At 40.4% G+C, this 19,073-nt stretch carries 22 protein-coding genes and 2 riboswitches; of the genes, 7 read left to right on the top strand and 15 right to left on the bottom strand.

The genetic code is table 11. The annotated features are described in order from the left end of the window. Positions 1-82 precede the first annotated feature (82 nt). Positions 83-277: a hypothetical protein gene (locus tag M1D81_RS06850; RefSeq protein WP_024424688.1), complete on the bottom strand. Its 195-nt coding sequence runs from the start codon at positions 275-277 to the stop codon at positions 83-85. Between the two features lie 167 nt (positions 278-444). Here M1D81_RS06850 and M1D81_RS06845 point away from each other — a divergent pair, with 167 nt between their 5' ends. Then, complete coding sequence (locus tag M1D81_RS06845; RefSeq protein WP_003211747.1) at positions 445-633, top strand: YkvS family protein; 189 nt, start codon at positions 445-447, stop codon at positions 631-633. A gap of 147 nt (positions 634-780) precedes the next feature. After that, a complete protein-coding gene (locus M1D81_RS06840; protein WP_034623353.1) occupies positions 781-1,305 on the top strand; it encodes a GNAT family N-acetyltransferase in 525 nt (174 codons plus the stop codon). Between the two features lie 102 nt (positions 1,306-1,407). On the opposite strand, the gene M1D81_RS06835 is transcribed toward M1D81_RS06840, so the two are convergent. Together M1D81_RS06835 and M1D81_RS06830 are read right to left on the bottom strand one after the other, a co-directional pair. Further along, complete coding sequence (locus M1D81_RS06835) at positions 1,408-1,626, bottom strand: hypothetical protein (protein ID WP_024426840.1); 219 nt, start codon at positions 1,624-1,626, stop codon at positions 1,408-1,410. A gap of 352 nt (positions 1,627-1,978) precedes the next feature. Continuing rightward, a complete protein-coding gene (locus M1D81_RS06830) occupies positions 1,979-2,725 on the bottom strand; it encodes an SDR family NAD(P)-dependent oxidoreductase (protein ID WP_456265218.1) in 747 nt (248 codons plus the stop codon). A gap of 168 nt (positions 2,726-2,893) precedes the next feature. Between M1D81_RS06830 and M1D81_RS06825 the strand changes: the two genes are divergently transcribed. Continuing rightward, entirely contained in the window at positions 2,894-3,256 is a 363-nt protein-coding gene (locus tag M1D81_RS06825; protein WP_034667321.1) for a winged helix-turn-helix transcriptional regulator, read from the top strand. A 378-nt stretch (positions 3,257-3,634) separates the two neighbouring features. Here M1D81_RS06825 and queF read toward each other — a convergent pair whose 3' ends face one another. From queF to M1D81_RS06800, 5 genes are all read right to left on the bottom strand, one after another. Further along, the gene (gene queF, locus M1D81_RS06820) at positions 3,635-4,132 is read right to left on the bottom strand and encodes a preQ(1) synthase (RefSeq protein ID WP_024426839.1); all 498 of its coding nucleotides are present in this window, start codon (positions 4,130-4,132) and stop codon (positions 3,635-3,637) included. 15 nt (positions 4,133-4,147) lie between these two features. Then, a complete protein-coding gene (queE, locus tag M1D81_RS06815) occupies positions 4,148-4,879 on the bottom strand; it encodes a 7-carboxy-7-deazaguanine synthase QueE (RefSeq protein ID WP_456265219.1) in 732 nt (243 codons plus the stop codon). Next, positions 4,872-5,312, bottom strand: coding sequence for a 6-carboxytetrahydropterin synthase QueD (gene queD / locus M1D81_RS06810; RefSeq protein ID WP_024424684.1), 441 nt, complete (start codon positions 5,310-5,312; stop codon positions 4,872-4,874). The genes queE and queD overlap by 8 nt, the downstream gene beginning before the upstream one ends. Further along, positions 5,313-5,969, bottom strand: a complete 657-nt coding sequence (gene queC, locus M1D81_RS06805) for a 7-cyano-7-deazaguanine synthase QueC (protein ID WP_456265220.1) — start codon at positions 5,967-5,969, stop codon at positions 5,313-5,315. Positions 5,970-6,128: 159 nt separating this feature from the next. Continuing rightward, a riboswitch (PreQ1 riboswitch) is annotated at positions 6,129-6,173 on the bottom strand. A 71-nt stretch (positions 6,174-6,244) separates the two neighbouring features. Further along, positions 6,245-7,288 (bottom strand): YkvI family membrane protein, encoded by a 1,044-nt coding sequence (locus M1D81_RS06800; protein ID WP_081124314.1) that lies wholly within the window; start codon positions 7,286-7,288, stop codon positions 6,245-6,247. Between the two features lie 244 nt (positions 7,289-7,532). Here M1D81_RS06800 and M1D81_RS06795 point away from each other — a divergent pair, with 244 nt between their 5' ends. The 3 genes from M1D81_RS06795 to motB all read left to right on the top strand — a co-directional run bounded on the left by M1D81_RS06795 (position 7,533) and on the right by motB (position 11,574). Continuing rightward, positions 7,533-9,635 carry an AAA family ATPase gene (locus M1D81_RS06795; RefSeq protein ID WP_456265221.1) on the top strand — a complete coding sequence of 701 codons (2,103 nt, stop codon included), beginning with the start codon at positions 7,533-7,535 and terminating at the stop codon, positions 9,633-9,635. 378 nt (positions 9,636-10,013) lie between these two features. Beyond that, positions 10,014-10,808, top strand: coding sequence for a flagellar motor stator protein MotA (motA, locus tag M1D81_RS06790; protein WP_075622915.1), 795 nt, complete (start codon positions 10,014-10,016; stop codon positions 10,806-10,808). Continuing rightward, positions 10,801-11,574: a flagellar motor protein MotB gene (motB, locus tag M1D81_RS06785; RefSeq protein WP_456265222.1), complete on the top strand. Its 774-nt coding sequence runs from the start codon at positions 10,801-10,803 to the stop codon at positions 11,572-11,574. Before motA ends, motB begins: the two co-directional genes overlap by 8 nt. Before the next feature lie 181 nt (positions 11,575-11,755). Here the strand turns inward: motB and M1D81_RS06780 are convergent, their stop codons facing one another. After that, positions 11,756-12,211: a MarR family winged helix-turn-helix transcriptional regulator gene (locus M1D81_RS06780; protein WP_044331884.1), complete on the bottom strand. Its 456-nt coding sequence runs from the start codon at positions 12,209-12,211 to the stop codon at positions 11,756-11,758. 204 nt (positions 12,212-12,415) lie between these two features. On the opposite strand from M1D81_RS06780, the gene M1D81_RS06775 reads away from it, so the two are divergent. Next, the gene (locus M1D81_RS06775; protein ID WP_034281538.1) at positions 12,416-13,921 is read left to right on the top strand and encodes an ATP-binding protein; all 1,506 of its coding nucleotides are present in this window, start codon (positions 12,416-12,418) and stop codon (positions 13,919-13,921) included. 46 nt (positions 13,922-13,967) lie between these two features. Here the strand turns inward: M1D81_RS06775 and M1D81_RS06770 are convergent, their stop codons facing one another. The 6 genes from M1D81_RS06770 to M1D81_RS06745 form a co-directional block, all read right to left on the bottom strand. Further along, positions 13,968-14,210, bottom strand: coding sequence for an aspartyl-phosphate phosphatase Spo0E family protein (locus tag M1D81_RS06770; RefSeq protein ID WP_034322108.1), 243 nt, complete (start codon positions 14,208-14,210; stop codon positions 13,968-13,970). 300 nt (positions 14,211-14,510) lie between these two features. Next, positions 14,511-15,041 carry a 1,2-dihydroxy-3-keto-5-methylthiopentene dioxygenase gene (locus M1D81_RS06765; protein WP_034281537.1) on the bottom strand — a complete coding sequence of 177 codons (531 nt, stop codon included), beginning with the start codon at positions 15,039-15,041 and terminating at the stop codon, positions 14,511-14,513. Positions 15,042-15,057: 16 nt separating this feature from the next. Continuing rightward, positions 15,058-15,696: a methylthioribulose 1-phosphate dehydratase gene (locus tag M1D81_RS06760; protein WP_456265223.1), complete on the bottom strand. Its 639-nt coding sequence runs from the start codon at positions 15,694-15,696 to the stop codon at positions 15,058-15,060. Next, complete coding sequence (locus M1D81_RS06755) at positions 15,660-16,355, bottom strand: 2-hydroxy-3-keto-5-methylthiopentenyl-1-phosphate phosphatase (protein ID WP_456265224.1); 696 nt, start codon at positions 16,353-16,355, stop codon at positions 15,660-15,662. The genes M1D81_RS06760 and M1D81_RS06755 overlap by 37 nt, the downstream gene beginning before the upstream one ends. Then, on the bottom strand, positions 16,355-17,575 hold the full coding sequence (mtnW, locus tag M1D81_RS06750) for a 2,3-diketo-5-methylthiopentyl-1-phosphate enolase (RefSeq protein ID WP_456265225.1): 1,221 nt from the start codon (positions 17,573-17,575) through the stop codon (positions 16,355-16,357). Before mtnW ends, M1D81_RS06755 begins: the two co-directional genes overlap by 1 nt. Before the next feature lie 102 nt (positions 17,576-17,677). Further along, a riboswitch (SAM riboswitch) is annotated at positions 17,678-17,779 on the bottom strand. 44 nt (positions 17,780-17,823) lie between these two features. Further along, a complete protein-coding gene (locus M1D81_RS06745; RefSeq protein ID WP_456265226.1) occupies positions 17,824-19,014 on the bottom strand; it encodes an aminotransferase class I/II-fold pyridoxal phosphate-dependent enzyme in 1,191 nt (396 codons plus the stop codon). Positions 19,015-19,073 lie beyond the last annotated feature (59 nt).

The raw sequence follows: 19,073 nt of genomic DNA, 5'->3' as shown, positions 1-19,073 counted from the left end.
CTTTTCATATGTATCAGAGGGGTTTGAAGTGTGACAAAAGAACGAAAATAAAAAAGCTTTCTCTCATCAATGAGAAAAAGCTTTAGCTTCTTGCTTCTGTAAGATATTCAAAAATAACATCTCCACCATGTTTGGCGATCCCGCGAAAATGTTTAAAATCATCTTGATTCACCAAAACAGAACGAAACGTTAAAAAGTCATCTTTTTGGATGGTCACCTGTTTTTCCGTCCCATTCCGTAAAGATTCGAGGATAGTGAGGATTTGTTCTTCAGTCAAAAAAACCGCTCCTTTTCAGCCATGATCAATTATTAAATATACCATTCGTTAGAAAAGCATACAACGAAAACAAAACAAAAACGTCTTTATCCTTTACATTGGTATGAAAATATTGCAAAATACTTTTTAATAGGGAATGAAATCTGTTTTTAAAGGAGAGGGATCGGTTGAAGATTGCAAAAATTGGAAATGTGATCGAATTTAGAAATGGTTTAACAGGTGTAGTTGAAAAAGTGAATGAAAACTCTGTCATTGTGGATGTCACCATTATGGACAACTATAGAGATTTAGAACTGGATTCACTAACAGTCGTTAATCATAAAAACTATAAAATCATCAAAGACTCCGTACATTAATTTGCAATCCTCAATTCAGACGATCGGTACATACGAAGCAAAGCTAATCACGATTTGGCCAAATGGTGAAAGCTATTTCAATACCCTTCTTTTTCATTTTAAAAAATGATGAGATGCAGTATTAGCTCTAGACAGGAGAAAACTAATATGCAAAATTCCAATGATATCATTGTACGTTTTGGAAAAATGGAAGATGCTGAAATGACTTTAGAAATACAGAAATCTGTTATTGCTGAATCAGATTATCTACTTACATCGCCTGAAGAAAATAAAAAAACCCTCTTAGAACACAGGGAATGGATACAGAAAAGAATAGAAAATGAAAATGAGACGTACATAGTTGCTCAAACTGATGAAAAAGTCATTGGATGGATAGCCTTTGAACATTCATCAAATAGAAAAAGAACTTCCCATACGGGTTCTTTCGGGCTGATGGTGCATAAGAGCTATAGAGGTTTAGGCGTAGGGGAAATGCTGCTAACAGCATTATTACATTGGGCAGAAAAGAACCCTTCAATTGAAAAGGTTAGTTTAGCCGTTTTCTCAACAAATCAAAAGGCCATTTCTTTGTACAAAAAGATGGGGTTTATAGAAGAAGGACGTAAAATAAAAGAATTTAAAATAAATGATCATGAATACTGGGATGATGTTTTAATGTATAAGCTTGTTTAATGCTGTGAAAACGAATTGCAGAAATAAGGACATAATATCAATTGAGTCATCAATTTGTTATGTCCTTTTCTTATTTTTACCTTACTCCATATGAAGAAAGCATCAATCTCTTTTCATATGAAAAGTTTGCATTTCCGCCTTCGTCTTGTACATCTCGACTTCCTCGGGTGTGATCACTCCTTTATCAATCAAGAGGGCAATCACTCCAAGCAATGTGGAGGCACTCCATTTATACCGTTCTTTGTTTTGATGTTCAAGCATTTGAAGCTCTTCCTTTAGTTCCATTAGCAGCTGCTCTGCCCGCTCTTCTTTGTTTGCCAACTCAAACGCCTCCGTTTATCATTCATTGCCTCTATTTTATCTTACATCAAATGAGATAAGCAAAAAAAGCATGACCGCTCTTTACAAACATACGTTCTGTCGTGTATAATATGTTTACGAGCTGGTAGCCCCCAGCCGTCCTAGCAAGTTCTATTCCCATTCGTATGAGAAGAGTGACATGACTCTTCTCTTTTTTTATGGTTGATTCGCAAAAAAAGACATGCATCTGGCATGTCTTTTCCTTTTTTCTCATTTTACATATCCATCTACTCAGGACATATGGAAAACGACTTTTTTATACGACTCAAGGAAATCCCCATTAAGGACGATTTGCAATCCCTTCGCAGTGACATTATACCTGTGCTAGCCCGCCATCTACGAACAATTCAACACCCGTCAAGTAACTGCTTTCGTCTGATGCAAGGAAAATTACAGCGTTTGCTACTTCTTCAGGTGTCCCAACTTTTCCAGCTGGAACAGCATTTCTGGCATTTTCCATCGCTCCTTCAAGTGCATCACCAAAAAGCTCATCGTATGCAGGTGTAAGAATCACTCCTGGACTTACTACATTTACACGAATTTCAGTACCTTTTAGGTCAAGAATCCAGTTGCGAACTAGTGCTCTTAATGCTGCTTTAGATGCTCCATATACACTAAATGCTGGGTTGCCAATTGATCCAGCAGTAGAGCCCGTTACAATAATAGAACCTACTTTGTCCGGGAATAGTGATAGCGCTTTTTGAACAGTAAAAATGGTTCCTTTCACGTTAATGTCGAACGTTCTATTAACCTGCTCTTCAGTAATTTCACCTAATGGAAGGAAGTTGCCGATGCCTGCATTAGCAAAAAGGATGTCCAACTTACCTTTTTCCTGCTTTATCATGTCATATAGTTTGTCTAAGTCTTCAAGCTTAGAAATATCACCTTGAACACCGGTTACGTTCTTGCCAATTTGGTTAACAGCTTTATCAAGTTCGTTTTGTCTACGTCCCGTGATATAAACATATGCACCTTCGTTTACAAATTTTTGTGCTGCAGCAAGACCAATCCCACTTGTTCCACCCGTTACAAGCGCTATTTTACCTTCAAATTTGCCCATACTTAACACTCCTTTAGAATTCATATTATTTTATGTCTAGTGCCTTTGAGTACTTAAAGAACAACTTACAAGATATAGTATCCTTCAGTAAGCACATTATCGGAAGTACCCACTTTTTTGTGATATAGTAACTAAAAAGTAACAAATGTGGAATGGAGAGCTTTAAACATGAAAAAATTTAGCTGTGGGTTTGAAGTGACAAAGGAAGTGATTGGCGGAAAATGGAAAGGGCTTGTATTATACTTTTTAATGAATGGCCCAAAAAGAACGAGTGAATTAAAGCGCATTATTCCAAATATAACTCAGAAAATGCTGATTCAAACTCTTAGAGAGCTTGAAGCCAGTGGACTTGTGACAAGAAAGATGTATAATCAAGTACCGCCGAAGGTTGAATATTCTTCCACTGAACTTGGAAAATCTCTTAAACCTATCTTGCAAGAGCTCTGTCAATGGGGGAGCCATTATGCGGAGCAAGAGTATGCAGAAGGTGAATATGAAATTGTACAACCAGAACAACTAAAGTTAGGATAGATGTAGCTGCTGAAGCAAATGCTCAACAACATCAATACCATTACCTAACAGATGGAGAACAGTCAGAAATAAATGAGATAGTCAATTTTGAAAGAGAAGGTTCAGAAACTTAGCAAAACAATAAATGAAGATATGAATTTAATGCCTATGATCTTTAAATAGGCATTTTTTCTTTCGGATAAAAAAGAAAAGACGTACAAATTGTACGCCTTCATCTGCTTCTGTACTATCAATTGTTCACTGCATAAAAGTCACAGTTCAGGTTGCACATCAGGTCACACTTTTTCATACAATTCCCATGAGTATTTTCAGGTGTGACTTTTTCCACATTAATGTGACACCAATTCGTTTCATACTCCGTCTTACACAACGGAATAATTACCGATTATCAATCGTCTCCGGATACATATCATGGTTCATCATACGGTATTCGGCCATTTCCTCGTATTTCGTGCCGGGTTTTCCGTAGTTCGTATACGGGTCAATGGAAATACCGCCTCTTGGCGTAAATTTTCCCCAAACTTCAATATACCTTGGGTCCATCAATTCAATCAGGTCGTTCATAATAATGTTCATACAATCCTCATGGAAGTCACCATGGTTACGGAAGCTGAACAAATATAATTTTAGCGATTTACTTTCGACCATGATTTCATTTGGGATATAGCTGATATAAACTGTCGCAAAATCAGGCTGTCCTGTTTGCGGACATAGTGATGTAAATTCTGGGCAGTTAAATTTCACAAAGTAATCTCTATTTGTATGTTTATTTGGAAACGTTTCAAGCACTTGTGGTGCATAATCAAATAAATAATTGGTTCCTTGGTTTCCTAGTAACGTGACACCTTCTAATTCTTCTGGTTTTCTTGTCGTCATGTCATCTCTTCCTTTCTATACGCCTCGTTTATTTCCCCACAATAACGTGTGCAGCTGCGGCAGCACTCTTACGCGGTTTAAGTCTGGATCTTGCGCGACTTGATCGACAAGCGCTTCATATTTCTTTAATAAATGCGTTAATAAGTACGCATCATCACCTGTCGTCGTTTCATCATTTCCTACCTGTAAATAAAACGGAAGCTCAGGGTATTTCGCATGAACATCCTTCGCATACGCTAGATCATGGTCGTCAAAAATCACGACTTTCAGGCTAGCATGCTGCAATCTATTCCCGCTTTTCAGCTCATCTATAATACGTGTTAGTTTCGTAAAATCTGTTTTCATATTCGAGCTTGGCGGCTTAGGTGAAATAGTTAAATCATCAATTTTCAAAAACCATTCCTGATACATCGTCCCTTGTGTTTCAAGCGCTGTATCAATTCCTTCTTCATGCAGCAAATCAATAAGGGATTCCATTTGTTTTAAAAGCGCCGGGTTTCCCCCTGAAATGGTGACATGAGAAAAAGCCTGTCCGCCTATTCTTTTTAATTCTTTGACAATGTCTTCTGCCTCAAGCCACTGAATGTCATGCTTCGCTGAGCCATCCCATGTAAAAGAGGAATCACACCAGCTGCACGAGTAGTCACAGCCAGCCGTTCTGACAAACATGGTTTTTTGTCCAATGACCATTCCTTCTCCTTGAATGGTTGGACCAAAGATTTCTAATACGGGAATCGCTTTAGCCATTGATCTCAACTCGTTTCGGACGGTAAATGCAATAGCTTGTTGGTGTCTCTCTGACAAAGACTTGAACACATGTCGGCTTGTTCGCTAAAGTCGATAAATACGCTGCAACTTTGTCATGTACGGTCTTTGCCACCACCTCAGTGGTTGGCATCGCGTATCGATCGTTTGATGAGAATTCCTCATGATCATTGAGCAGCGTGTGATCGTACTGCCCATGAATGAGCTTCTTCAATGTACTGAAATTGACAAGGAAACCCGATTCATCTAGCTCGTCTCCCGCAATCGTGATATTGATGGTGTACGTATGACCATGAACACGGCTGCATGCGCCCGCATCTTCCCGCGGGATGAAATGGGCAGCTGATACATGCATGTCTTTATTTAATTCAAATGAAAATGGATGATCGGTTTGTGGATAGATTTGAGAAAGCATTTATTTTGCCTCCTTCATTTCCATATAAGTGTCATAGCCATTTTTCCGCAGCTTACACGCAGGACATTCCCCGCAGCCATCAGAGATGATGCCGTTATAGCAAGTGAGCGTTTCATTTTTCACAAAATCCAGCGCATTGAGCTCATCTGCCAGCTTCCATGTTTCTGCTTTATTCAGCCACATCAGTGGTGTATGAATCACAAATGGTTTTTCCATTGCTAAATTCACTGTGACGTTGCAAGATTTCACAAACTCGTCACGGCAATCTGGATAGCCGCTAAAGTCTGTCTCACAAACACCTGTGATAATATGCCTTGCTCCAATTTGAAACGCCAGGATAGAGGCGAAGGATAAGAACACTAAGTTTCTTCCTGGTACAAATGTGGAAGGAAGTTCTCCCTCTTTTTCCTCAATGTCAATGTCATCTCTTGTTAAAGCATTAGGTGCCAGTTGATTTAAAAGTGACATATCTAATAGATGATTCTTCACACCTAATTTGTCAGCGATTCTTTTGGCGACATCAATTTCTTCTTGATGACGCTGATTATAATGAAAGGTCACTGTTTCTACCTCTTCAAATTGTTGAAGTGCCCATAATAAACAGGTCGTACTGTCCTGTCCCCCGCTAAAGACAACGACTGCTTTTTCATTTTTCATTTTCTGTTCTCCTCCTTTTGCAGATGAGTACAACCGTACAACACTGCATCTGAAAGGCTCCTGAAAACCCCTATTTTTCTCAAAAGAAAAGACACCTTTACATGTGTATGAGGTGTCCCAGCCATAAAAAATAAAAAATGCCACATCCAAGGATACGGCAAGTCCTTAGTTTTTTATAGAGGGTTTTGCTAGAACCTCTCCCGTCTTCACGGATTTTTGTTCAATTTTCACAGAGGATAGTGTACCACATATTTTTCATGCAGGCTATCCTTTCTTTACTTATCTAGCGGTGCAGGCACTTTTTTTAGACAAAGAAAGAGGATAAAAAAGATGCTGACATAGCCAAAAACCGGATAAACCGTTGAAATCAGTGTACCGTAACCAATTTTACTAATCACATAGCAGCATATGAGTATAAGGGATATCGTAAAGATGCTGTTCATTCGGATATATGCCCTCACTTGTCTCTCCAGCCCGTATAAATTGCCTATGACGGATGTAAAAACTTCACCGAAGATGACAAATAAATAAATGAGATGAATGGAGTTTGCAACTTGATACACCACCTGGGCCATTGGAATATCAAACGCCTCCAGCATATCTAATGAAGAAAGAGATAAGAAGCAAGCAAGCAAAATGAGTGTCAGCATGACGCCCCCAAGCACCGCTCCCTTTTTAATGACTGCTTCAGAGGTCATTTCATTTGCGACGGGTACTAACACTGCCTGTGACAGTGCTAAATTAAAAGCACCATATGACACTGCTGATAATATCCACTCACCCTCACCCATTTGCAGCGCAAGAACATAACTTTCACTGCTGCTAAACACAAATGAATCAAGAAACACGATCATTGAAAAGAAAATCAGCATTGGAACGACAAGCACGTTGACTCCAAAAAGCCCTTTTGAACCTTTAAAGAGTACAATGACACTCAGAATAATCGTCAAAAAGACCCCATACTCCTTCGATATACCAAGCTGTTCTTCAAAAATAGCCCCTGCGCCTGAAATCATGACTGAGGTAACACCAAGTAAAATAAAAAACATCACAATATTAATATATCGACTCGCAGCTGCGCCAAATAAAAAACGGTTCATATCTTGATAAGACTCGGCTTCGATTCGTTTCGAAATCAGCATCATTTTTGCCCCAAGGCCAGTAAAAATAACACCGCTAATCAGGATTCCTAATAGTCCAATCCAGCCAAAACGAACAAAAAATTCTACGATTTCTTTCCCTGTCGCAAACCCAGCTCCAACCACTGTTCCTACATAAACAAAGGCAAGCTGAAAAGCGGATTCATTTGAACGTTTCATGTGACCCCTCCGCACCCATCACTTTCGATTGTCTCTTTTTTATCCTATGAGACAAGTTCCTTGAAAAGAAGGACAAACCATGATTAAATGCAAAAAAGGATTTTTATTCCCCTTTGAGCAAAACAGTTGAAAGTCAAAATAGGTCAGAGTATACTATAGTCAAAGATGGTCAAACAATAGACCATTTTCTTTAACATTCATTGGTCAAATAAAGTCAAACTTTATTTTAAGGAGGTTATGGCAAATGCGTTGTCAACATTGTCAAGTAAATGAAGCAACTATTCGCCTGAATATGCAAGTAAATTCGTCCCGGAGCCAAATGGTTTTATGTGAAGACTGCTATACCTCTTTGATCGAGCAGTCAAAAATGAAAATGGGACCTCAGCTCTTTGGAGGAAGTTCATTCTTCTCTCAGGCAGCAGGACATGCCCCAAACATGGAGCAGCCAAAGCAAAAAGGCTTACTCGATGAGCTTGGCCGTAACTTAACAGATGCTGCAAATGCTGGTTTAATTGATCCAGTCATTGGCCGTGATGAAGAAGTCGCAAGAGTCATTGAGATTTTAAATAGAAGAAATAAAAATAACCCTGTTCTTATTGGGGAACCAGGTGTTGGAAAAACAGCGATCGCAGAAGGACTCGCACTCAAAATTGCGAGCGGTGATGTGCCAAATAAATTAAAGAACAAACAAATCTATTTATTAGATGTTTCTTCACTTGTCGCAAACACAGGTGTACGCGGTCAATTTGAGGAAAGAATGAAGCAGTTAATCAAAGAACTGCAAAGCCGTAAAAATATCATCTTATTTGTAGATGAAATCCACCTTCTTGTGGGCGCAGGATCTGCAGAAGGATCAATGGATGCTGGAAACATTTTAAAACCAGCCCTTGCAAGAGGTGAACTGCAGCTAGTAGGTGCAACGACATTAAAAGAATATCGCCAAATTGAAAAAGATGCTGCACTCGAACGGCGCTTCCAGCCCGTCATCGTAGATGAGCCAACACAAGATGAAGCGATCGACATCTTAAAAGGCATTCAAGATAAATACGAGGCCTATCATGGTGTCACCTATTCAGATGAAGCAATCAAAGCGTGTGTTCAGTTATCTTCGCGGTATATTCAAGACCGTCATTTACCGGATAAAGCCATTGATTTAATGGATGAAGCTGGTTCAAAAGCGAACCTCTCCATTGATGCAGCAAGTGAAGATGAGCTGACAAACCGATTAGCGCAAATTGCCGCAGAAAAACAAGCTGCGCTAACAGAAGAACAATATGAAAAAGCAGCGAAGCTTCGCGATGAAGAAGAAGCCATTGAAGCAAGACTTCAAAACAAAACAACTGAGAAAGAGCATATCGTTACAGCAGAGGATATTCAGGCCATTGTGGAACAAAAAACAGGCATTCCTGTCGGGAAACTGCAAGCAGACGAACAAACCAAAATGAAAGAAATTGACGTCCGTCTAAAAGCACGAGTGATTGGGCAGGAGCATGCGGTTGATAAAGTGGCCAAAGCCGTGAAAAGAAGCAGAGCTGGATTAAAATCAAAACATAGACCAACAGGCTCATTCCTTTTCGTTGGACCAACAGGTGTCGGGAAAACCGAATTGTCTAAAACGTTAGCTGAAGAATTATTCGGTTCAAGAGATGCGATCATTCGTTTAGATATGAGTGAGTACATGGAAAAACACTCTGTGTCCAAACTCATCGGTTCTCCTCCTGGTTACGTTGGACATGATGAAGCTGGCCAGCTGACTGAAAAAGTGCGCAGAAAACCATACAGCATCATTTTGCTGGATGAAATCGAAAAAGCACACCCAGATGTACAGCACATGTTCCTGCAAATCATGGAAGACGGCCGTTTAACAGACAGCCAAGGCAGAACGGTCAGCTTTAAAGATACAGTCATCATCATGACAAGTAACGCAGGCACCGCAGATAAAACGGTCAAAGTGGGCTTCCAGTCTGATCAGGAAGAAGCGATTGAGGAACAATCACTCATTGATTCACTGAGCAGCTACTTCAAACCAGAATTTTTGAACCGTTTTGACAGTATCATTCAATTTGATTCTCTAGACAGAGAAGACTTAGTGAAGATTGTTGACCTTCTGCTCAATGAGCTGTCAGAGCAATTAAAAGAGCAGAATTTAACAGTCCATGTCACAAATGAAGCGAAAGAAAAAATCGCAGAGCTTGGATATCACCCTGCATTTGGTGCTCGTCCACTTCGAAGAACCATCCAAGAGCACGTGGAAGATCAAATGACGGAGATCCTGCTTGAAGAGGAGCAGCTTTCTGGATTTACTGTAGATGTTGACCATGACGAAATCGTTGTAAAAAAAGGATAACTACATCTTCAGGATGATATGCACCTCCATCATGTTGCGGTGTCTAAGTTCCATCTGAACGCCGACGCTCCCCCGCCTCTTTTCCTTTACGATAAAAGAAAAAGAGGTGGATCACATGATGAATTGGAGCTACGACCTTGTCAAAATCATATATGAAGAAAAATTAAAAGAGCTGCTTCATTTAGATGAACCAGCTCAAAACGATTAAGTGGAGACTCCCTTTATATGAGAGGGAGTTTCTTCTTTTTCATATTCAGAAAGCGCTTTCGTCAAAAATTCTTCACAGAAACTGTCTTAATTTTATATTCTGACTAAAACCATTCTAGAACACACCGATATTAACTATAGAAAAAGATAGTTAAAGGATTTGGTGAGATAATGGACAAAACATCGTTAATTGGTATTATTTTAGCATTTATTGCACTAGGTGTCGGTATGGTTTTGAAAGGTGTGAGTCTAACTGCTCTTCTCAACCCGGCGGCTATATTAATCATCATTGTTGGAACGGTTGCAGCTGTTGTCATCGCATTCCCTTCTAGTGAAATTAAGAAAACACCAAAATTGTTCGGCAAAATTTTCAAAGACAGCAAGCTTCCAACGATTCAAGAAATGATCCCTCTATTTTCAAACTGGGCACAAATTGCGCGTCGTGAAGGTCTTTTGGCATTAGAAGCAAGTCTTGAAGAAGTCGATGATGATTTTCTAAAGAACGGGTTAAGCATGGCAGTTGACGGTCAAAGCGCTGAATTTATTCGAGACGTTTTAACAGAAGAAGTCGACGCCATGTCTGAACGACATCAGTCAGGTGCATTAATCTTTACACAAGCTGGTACATACGCTCCGACGCTAGGGGTACTTGGCGCCGTTGTCGGACTTATTGCCGCACTTGCCAACATGGGAGATATTGAAGCACTTGGACATGCAATCAGTGCTGCCTTCGTCGCCACACTGCTTGGGATTTTTACCGGATATGTATTATGGCATCCATTTGCCAACAAGCTGAAGCGTAAATCAAAGGAAGAAGTAAAGCTTCGTCTGATTATGATCGAAGGTATTCTGTCTGTTCTTGAAGGTCAGTCTCCAAAAGTCATTGAACAAAAACTTCTTATGTACTTACCAGCAAAAGAACGTGCAAATCTTGTCATTGAAGAAGGAGAAAATCAAAATGGCTAGGAAACGTAAAAACCATGATGATCATGAAGACCATGTAGATGAATCTTGGCTTATCCCTTATGCCGATCTCCTGACGCTTCTTCTCGCTCTCTTCATTGTGCTTTTTGCATCTAGTTCAATTGATGCGGCGAAATATGAACAGATGGCTAAGTCTTTTAATGTAGTTTTTACTGGCGGTACTGGTGTTATGGATCAATCCAGCATGCAAAGCACGGAAGAAACTGAAAACAGCAACCAAGTCAAGAAAGCAGCCGAGGAAGAGAAAGATGAAGAAGCCAAAGCAAAGGCTAGGGACCAAGCGGTTCTCACAAAGGTCAAAAAACAGGTCGATTCTTTCATTGCAAATAAAAAACTTGGTTCAAAGCTCGAAACAAAGCTTACGGATGAAGGACTTCTCATTACGATTGAGGACAGTATCTTCTTTGATTCTGGGCGGGCAGTTATTCGCCCTCAAGATGTCCCATTAGCAAAAGAAATCTCAAAACTGCTCGTCATTAATCCCGCTCGTGACATTGTCATTAGCGGACATACAGATAATGTACCGATCAGAAATTCAGAATTTGAATCAAACTGGTATTTAAGCGCCATTCGTGCTGTGAACTTTTTAAATATTCTTCTTGAAAACAGCAATCTAAACCAAGAGAACTTTAGTACAAAAGGATACGGCGAATTCAAACCGATTGCCTCAAACGATACAGCAGAAGGCAGAAGTAAAAACCGGCGTGTAGAAGTACTCATTTTACCGATTGAGAAAAAAGCAAAATAAAAAAAGAAGCCCAGCGGCTTCTTTACAGATTGTTGACAAAGGGCTAAAATGATCTCTATTTTAGCCCTTTGTCTTCTTTTCAGCGTGATAGAAAACCTTTTGAGCACCGGTACGCAGGACTAACGCCGAATGCGAGGGATTGCCTGCACGCTGAAAAGGAAGCCAGCGGCTTCCTTTTTATTTAATCTTGATGATCATATAAATGCTTTGCACGCAGCCCTACATGTTTGAGCATATCGATGCAGGCATCTTTCTCTTCTTCGCTCAGGACACTGATCATTTCATGAATTTCTTTCGCATGATCTGGGAAAATGTCATCAAGCAAAGCTCGTCCCTGCTTGGTAATATGCGCAAATGTCACCCTGCGGTCTTCTGCACAAGCCTTGCGACTGAGAAGTTCTTTCTTCTCCAATTTATCGACCACATACGTGATGCTGCCGCTTGCAAGTAAAATCTTATCACCGATTTGCTGAAGCGGCTGATCACCTTTATGGTACAGCAATTCTAGCACAGCAAATTCAGTTGGATTCAGCCCGTGCTTCACAATATGTTTGTTCATGTGATGATTAATTGAGCGATAGGCACGTGATAATACAATAAATAATTTCAATGATTTTTCAACATTATGATTTTCCATTTTTTATCATCCTTTATGAAATGCAACCCACTAATGTGACATTAATAAACAATAAGTAAAATGTCAACATTTTGATCCATCTTTAGCATGAAAATGAGACCAGAACGAATCACCTAATTTTTTAAAAATCACACAAGTCATCGTAATAAAGATAGGTTCAATGCTATAATAAGTCTATTAGGTAATACGTTGGAGCGATGAATGATGAGTATACTGAAAGGGTTTTGGAAGAAGATCAGGCTTTACCTTATTTTGGTCATGCTTCCAACCCTAATCATTAGTTATTTTATCTACGAAAAAGAAACTGAAAAAATCGATTTAAAGAACAAACAAACCGCTACACTTATGTTAAATATTCACAAAAACCAAATGAATTATTTAATAAGTGAAACAGAAGCGAGATTAACTTCCCTTGCCATGGGATTTGACCAGCCGCTTGAAACGAAAAAAGTACAAAACATCCTAGAGAAAATCTATAAACAAGAACCTCGTTTTTCAGGTCTGTATCTCCTAGACAAAAAAGGAAATGTAACAGCAAGCACCACCCCGTTAAAGGAAAAAATCAACCTATCATTCAGAGATTACTTTAAACGCATTCAAGTGACCAAGCAGACTGTGATCACAGACAACTATGTGAGCCGAATTACAAAACAGCGGATTCTCTCCATTTGTGTGCCTGTACTCGATGAAAACGAAGAGGTCACCAATGTGCTGATTGCCGCCATTCAAATTGATTATTTAAGAAATATTATGAATGTATTGAACCCTGATCTTCATTTTAAGATGCTGAATCAAAATGGACATGTCGTCTTTACAAGCGGTCCACAGCCAGTACCCGAAGGCGGCAGCACCGTGTCTACATATTTAGATGAAAACAGCTGGAAGCTGGAGGTCTTTCCGCAGCGTGCTTCAACTAGTGAAGTGCTGTCTGTGATGCTCATCCCTTTATCCAGTGCGTTTATCTTATTAAATATTTTATTCACACTCGTCCAATATATCGTGTTAAGGCGGCAAACTCAGCAGGAGCGTCATCAAAACGAAGCGCAAAAGCTTGAATTGATCGGAACACTCGCAGCAAGTACAGCACACGAAATTCGCAACCCATTAACAGGGATTAGCGGATTTATCCAGCTATTGCAAAAGAAGTATCATTCAGAAGAAGATCAGCTCTATTTTTCTGTCATTGAGGAAGAAATTAAGCGGATCAACCAAATCGTCAGTGAATTTCTTGTCTTAGGAAAACCAACGGCTGAAAAATGGCAGAATAACTCTGTAAAAGAAATTGTAAGTGAGATCATGCCGATCGTTTTCTCTGAGGCAAACCTTTATAATGTCGAAGTGGATTTGCAAATCAATACGATTCAAGATGTGGGCGTGTATTGCACAAAGGATCATATTAAACAAGTCGTTTTAAATGTAGCAAAGAACTCTTTAGAAGCGATGCCAAACGGCGGTCATTTGAAGATTGTGATCGAAGCTGAAAAAGAACATGTCATCATTAAAGTAGAGGATACAGGTGAAGGCATACCAGAAGAGATGTTAAAGCACATCTTCCTCCCCTTTATTACGTCGAAGGAAAAAGGCACAGGTCTTGGGCTTGTCGTGTGTAAACGAATCATTTCGATGTATGGCGGAACAATTGATATTCATAGCGAAGTGAATAAAGGAACGACTGTCATGATCATGCTTCCTTCTGCTCACTCAGCATAACTGAAGATGTCAGCCGGTTTTGCTTATGCAAGACCGGTTTTTCATGTCAATAAGAGGGGCGGTTCACAGATAATAGACTCATTTGAGACACTAGATCATGAAAGGAGGGGGCAGATTGTTTCTCATGAAAAAGAAGATGCTGATACTCATTCATCAGGTTGTCCAGTTCTTGACTATATTTAATTGTCGTCTCACCAGTGTACCCTTCCACTTGAGCAGCTTCTACCATTTGTTTTCTCTTCTCATCAATGGACATCAGCAATTGTTCTTTCCTTACATAAATATTCATGATCTCAGCTCCCGCAATGATTTCGACTGTCTATGCTCAAAATGATCCGACACCAAAATTATACTTTATTTGTAAATTAAATTAAATATGCTTATTTTATTTAATTTTTTACAGCCTAAAGACCTTTTACCCAATCAAATTTGGGGGTAAACTTCAAAATTGGACAGGACTGACACATTGATTAAACAGAATTTTATCCTATGCAGAAGATCAAAATCAACTATTTTCTTTCTCATTTTATATCTAATCTCCTAAAAAAAAGCTGATCTTCCGCCTCATGCGGAATGATCAGCTCTATCATTAAACCGTTTCTTCCTCGTAAATCGGCACCCAGCCCTCAGTTGTGACAAATATGCGAACTGCGACCACTTTGCGATCCTCTTGAAGTGTAAAGTAATGACGAATGTTTGGCGGAACAGAAATTAAATCACCTGGATTCAATCTCACATCAAAAAAGACGCCATCCTTGCCTTGAATAGCAAAGATTCCGTGCCCGCTCACAATAAAGCGTACTTCATCATCTGTATGGTGATGCTCACGTTTAAAGTTTTGGAGCAGCTCATCAAGATTTGGCGTGGCATCAGATAATGAAATGACATCCTGCGCTTTGTACCCTCTTTTTTCAGAAATACTTTGGATTTCTTTTTGGAAAACAGTCAAAATCTCTTCCTTTTCCTCATCGGTTAAATCATACTTTTCTGATAAACGGTTTGGCAGCTTTTCAATATCCCAATGCTCATAAATGACCCCTTGGTTTTCTAAATATGATGCTACCTCTTGCTCGCTTTCCAGTAATGTGTTCTCTTCGTTATGAATCAAAATCGTCGCCATGTGCTTTTCCTCCTTTTTATCTTACAAGCTGCTGTTGATAAAGCGCTAATTTTAAGTGATAGCTAAATAAAAATTCATATGTTTCTAATACTCGTTTTGCTTCAAAGGCTGTTTTTCCCCAGACCGTGATGCCATGATTGCGAATGAGTACAGCACCAGATGACGCCTCTAGTGTCAGATGTTTTGCAAATTGCTCTGCAAGCTGCGGAATATGAGCTGGATTTTCAATAATCGGAATCGACACTTCTGCATCCTCTTCCCAATAACCAAGCGCTTTGATGATTTCGTTGCCTTTAAAACGAATCTCTCCCTTATCCCCGTACAGCTCTGATATCACATTATTATCGATTGTATGGACATGGAGGCAGCAGCCTGCTTTCGTCCGTTCATACACGTACGTGTGAAGCAGTGTTTCAGCTGATGGTCTAAGCGGCTCGTTCGGATGATGGGTCTGGCCTGCCGCATTTACTAGCACAAAATCTTCGTTTGTTTCTTTTCGTTTATCTTTGCCGCTTGCCGTCACCAAAAACGTGATTGGATCATCCGACACCTTGATCGATAAATTACCGCTTGTTCCGAAAAACCAATCTCTTTGAGCCAGTTCACGTTTAACGTCTGCTAGCTCCTGCCAGCGTTTGCTCTTTGCGTCTGCCATTCCTTCACTTCCTTTATTTGAACAAATTGCGCGTGTAGATCAATAAATGTGTCGTACTCCTTATGTACGAGCCCGAGCTCTTGACATTCATTGAGCAAGTAGTCGCGCGCAAACGTAAGATCTGCATGCTTCGCCGCCTCCACATCAGTCACTGAATCTCCGATCATGATGATGAAGTCATCCTCATGAGTCAGCTTTCGAATGATTGAGGGCTTGCAGCATCCGCAGCCATTTTGACATTGCGTATCGCAGGCATGCGGCCATTCAATCTGAATATGGTCTTCCCCAAATGATGCATGGTTGCAATAAATATCGTCTCGATCGACAATGCCTTCGAGGATCGGGTAAACAAAAAAGTCCATACCGCCGCTAAGTACATAGAAAGGAATGTCTGCTTTTTTTACTTCATCCACAAATTGCTTAAACCCTTCTCGAATCTCTGTATCCTCTAATATAAATGATTGAATGGCTTCCTTCTGATCACTTTTCAGTAATTGAAACATCTGCCCGACGCCTTCTTGAATGGTGATTTCCTTTGACAGGACACCATCCTTCAGCTTCGTCCATTCACTTGGTGCAAACTGTTTCATGATGCGGATGATATTATCATTTTTTGTAATTGTTCCATCAAAATCACAGCATACAATTGGTTTTTTCATTATTCTGCTACCCTTCCCCAAAGATCAAGTGCCGCTTTTAAGTCTTGGCAGGAAGCCGCCTTATCTCGGATGGACTCTTCGTGAATCACTGCATCAATGATCGAACGAAATGCCTTCCCTCCGCCGATGGCTCCCCGCGGATGTCCGTGTATGCCTCCACCTGCATTTATCACATGATCAATTCCAAAATCTTTGATCAATACTGGAACCATTCCTGGATGAATGCCTGCTGACGGGACAGGGAATGTTTTTTGAACCGTATCCTCTTTCACACAAGCTTCATAGATTCCAAAGGCATCTTTTTTCGGAAGTGCAACCGACCCATAAGGTGAGGGAAAAAGGCTCAAATCAGCGCCAGCATATCGATTTAATTTGCCTAAAAGAAGAGAATGCGAAAATCCATATTCAGGAGAGGATGTCAAAGCACCACTCACAGCAGGATGCGCCATAATCGGCAGTGGAATGTCTGGGTCCTCAGCTAGGCTTTGCATGACATCCAGGCCGTAAGCAAAGACATTGAATAAGAGCGCATCTGCCCCAAGTTCAGCGGCCTTTCTCGCCCGATCCTTCAGGTCAAAGGTTCTGCCCGTTAAATTGACAGCATACAGCGTGCGGTGTCCTGTCTCTTCATAGGTTTCTTTTAAAATCGCTTTTCCTTCTTTGATTCGCTCTTCAAAAGGAGCTAATGGACTTTCAAATAAAATTTCATCGTCTTTGATGAAGTCAACCCCGCCTAATGCCTGTAAACGGAGCTGCTCTTTTAAATCCTGCATATCACGGCCGATAACGCCTTTAAAAATACTCATCAATAATGGACGATCAAACACGCCTACCTTTTTTCGAATGCCGTCAATTCCAAATACAGGTCCTGGCAGGCTTTTTTTAAATTCTTCAGAAAATTGGATATCGACTAGCTTCACTTTTCCATCTAGTGAAAGCTTTCCAAAAATCGTCGTGAAAACTGCTGGTAAATCAGCTGAAAAGTTTGCCTCAGGATAAGCAATCGTCACCTCTGATTGATAAAGACCATTTTCGGCTGGAGCAGCTTTTTCTAATACTTTTTCAACTCGGCCTTTATGCTTTTGAAGCTGCTCCTTTTTGAGCTGCGGCAAATCCGTCCATGATCCAACTGTTAAACCAAGCGCGATCTGCTCCACTTTTCGATTTATTTGTTCATCCTCTCGATGTGTTAATACGTATGTTGCCAGTAATTCACTCACTAGGAATCCCCTTTCGATTGCGTCATGCATATATTCAATAAAAAAACCTCTTCAAGTGCTTCTTGAGCGCCTTAAAGAGGTTGTTTCGTGTCATTCATCCGAATCTTATCTCTCAGCGCTTGCTGCAAGAATTAGCACCGTGCTTCATGGAAGTCGGTTGCCGGGCTTCATTGGGCTAGTCCCTCTGCCTACTCTTGATAAGAATATTCAATTTTCTTAAATATTGCCTGAATTATCGCACCATTTTTTTATGTTGTCAATGGCTTTTTTTCAAACAGATTCAAGGCAGCGATGCGCTGAGCAGCTTCTTGTAACCGCTCCTCACTTGTTAGAAGCCCTGCTCTCACGTACCCTTCACCGTGATCACCAAAGCCATTACCTGGCGCAACCACAACATGTGCCTTCTCTAATAATAAGTCAGAAAAGGCTTCAGATGTATATCCTTCCGGCACCTTTAACCAAGCAAAAAATGATCCCTTTGGTGCACTGACTTCCCAGCCAATTTCTTTGCAGGCAGCAATCCACACATTCCGCCTTTTCTCATATCGATCATTTTGCACCTGTACGCACGTTTGATCGCTTAATAGCGCTTCCGCTGCTGCATCTTGAGTGGCTTTAAACAGGGAGACAAACAGATGATCCTGATAAAGCTCAATGGCTTCAATAACAGACGAATTTCCAGCTGCAAATCCTACTCTCCACCCTGCCATATTGTACGTTTTAGACAATGTGTAAATTTCTATTCCCGTCTCTATCGCCCCCTCTATTTGCAGAAAGCTGAGCGGCTTTTCTCCATCAAAGCCAATGCCGCCATATGCAAAATCATGGACAACACATAGCTTATGATCTTTCGCAAACGTAACGGTTTCTTCAAAAAATGAACGGCTTGCCGTAGCCCCCGTCGGATTGTTGGGGTAATTTAAGTACATTAATTTTGCCTTTTTCTTATCATCTTCAGGCAGCAAATCGTAGTCAGGTAAAAAATCATTTTTTTCAAGAAGTGGCATGGTTACCATATGCGCTCCAGCAAGCACAGCGCCTGACCAATAATCAGGATAGCCAGGATCAGGGACAAGAAGCGTATCACCCGGATTCAGCAGGCATTGCGGCAGCTCAACAAGCCCTGCTTTCCCGCCAAATAAAATCGCAATTTCCGCCTTTGGATCAAGTGTGACGCCATATTCTCTTTCATAAAAAGCGGCAGCAGCCTTTTTTAATTTCGCTGTTCCACGGAATGAGGAGTATTGATGATTTTCAGGTTTTGCTACCGCTTCCTGCATGGCTTTTACAATGTGCGGAGGAGTTGGCTGATCAGGATTTCCCTGTCCCAAATTAATGATATCTGCCCCTTCCTGTACTTTTTTCTGCACCTTTTGGACAAGCGACGCAAAAAATTGCTTCGGTAATTGTTTCAACACATCTGATTGCTGGAATTCCATTTCTTCACCTTCTATTCAAGTTACGTGACAATACAATCACTGTAATGGATTGTTTTATG

It is taken from the genome of Bacillus sp. JZ105 (genome assembly GCF_053903125.1).
This window is presented reverse-complemented; position numbering and strand designations above follow the sequence as displayed.

What these genes read in the sequence shown, in the direction of transcription:
- M1D81_RS06840 (WP_034623353.1), top strand. Translation starts at nt 781, where the DNA reads ATGCAAAATTCCAATGATATCATTGTACGTTTTGGAAAAATGGAAGAT.
- M1D81_RS06830 (WP_456265218.1), bottom strand. Translation starts at nt 2,725, where the DNA reads ATGGGCAAATTTGAAGGTAAAATAGCGCTTGTAACGGGTGGAACAAGT.
- M1D81_RS06825 (WP_034667321.1), top strand. Translation starts at nt 2,894, where the DNA reads ATGAAAAAATTTAGCTGTGGGTTTGAAGTGACAAAGGAAGTGATTGGC.
- queF (WP_024426839.1), bottom strand. Translation starts at nt 4,132, where the DNA reads ATGACGACAAGAAAACCAGAAGAATTAGAAGGTGTCACGTTACTAGGA.
- queE (WP_456265219.1), bottom strand. Translation starts at nt 4,879, where the DNA reads ATGGCTAAAGCGATTCCCGTATTAGAAATCTTTGGTCCAACCATTCAA.
- queD (WP_024424684.1), bottom strand. Translation starts at nt 5,312, where the DNA reads ATGCTTTCTCAAATCTATCCACAAACCGATCATCCATTTTCATTTGAA.
- queC (WP_456265220.1), bottom strand. Translation starts at nt 5,969, where the DNA reads ATGAAAAATGAAAAAGCAGTCGTTGTCTTTAGCGGGGGACAGGACAGT.
- M1D81_RS06800 (WP_081124314.1), bottom strand. Translation starts at nt 7,288, where the DNA reads ATGAAACGTTCAAATGAATCCGCTTTTCAGCTTGCCTTTGTTTATGTA.
- M1D81_RS06795 (WP_456265221.1), top strand. Translation starts at nt 7,533, where the DNA reads ATGCGTTGTCAACATTGTCAAGTAAATGAAGCAACTATTCGCCTGAAT.
- motA (WP_075622915.1), top strand. Translation starts at nt 10,014, where the DNA reads ATGGACAAAACATCGTTAATTGGTATTATTTTAGCATTTATTGCACTA.
- motB (WP_456265222.1), top strand. Translation starts at nt 10,801, where the DNA reads ATGGCTAGGAAACGTAAAAACCATGATGATCATGAAGACCATGTAGAT.
- M1D81_RS06780 (WP_044331884.1), bottom strand. Translation starts at nt 12,211, where the DNA reads ATGGAAAATCATAATGTTGAAAAATCATTGAAATTATTTATTGTATTA.
- M1D81_RS06775 (WP_034281538.1), top strand. Translation starts at nt 12,416, where the DNA reads ATGAGTATACTGAAAGGGTTTTGGAAGAAGATCAGGCTTTACCTTATT.
- M1D81_RS06770 (WP_034322108.1), bottom strand. Translation starts at nt 14,210, where the DNA reads ATGAATATTTATGTAAGGAAAGAACAATTGCTGATGTCCATTGATGAG.
- M1D81_RS06765 (WP_034281537.1), bottom strand. Translation starts at nt 15,041, where the DNA reads ATGGCGACGATTTTGATTCATAACGAAGAGAACACATTACTGGAAAGC.
- M1D81_RS06760 (WP_456265223.1), bottom strand. Translation starts at nt 15,696, where the DNA reads ATGGCAGACGCAAAGAGCAAACGCTGGCAGGAGCTAGCAGACGTTAAA.
- M1D81_RS06755 (WP_456265224.1), bottom strand. Translation starts at nt 16,355, where the DNA reads ATGAAAAAACCAATTGTATGCTGTGATTTTGATGGAACAATTACAAAA.
- M1D81_RS06745 (WP_456265226.1), bottom strand. Translation starts at nt 19,014, where the DNA reads ATGGAATTCCAGCAATCAGATGTGTTGAAACAATTACCGAAGCAATTT.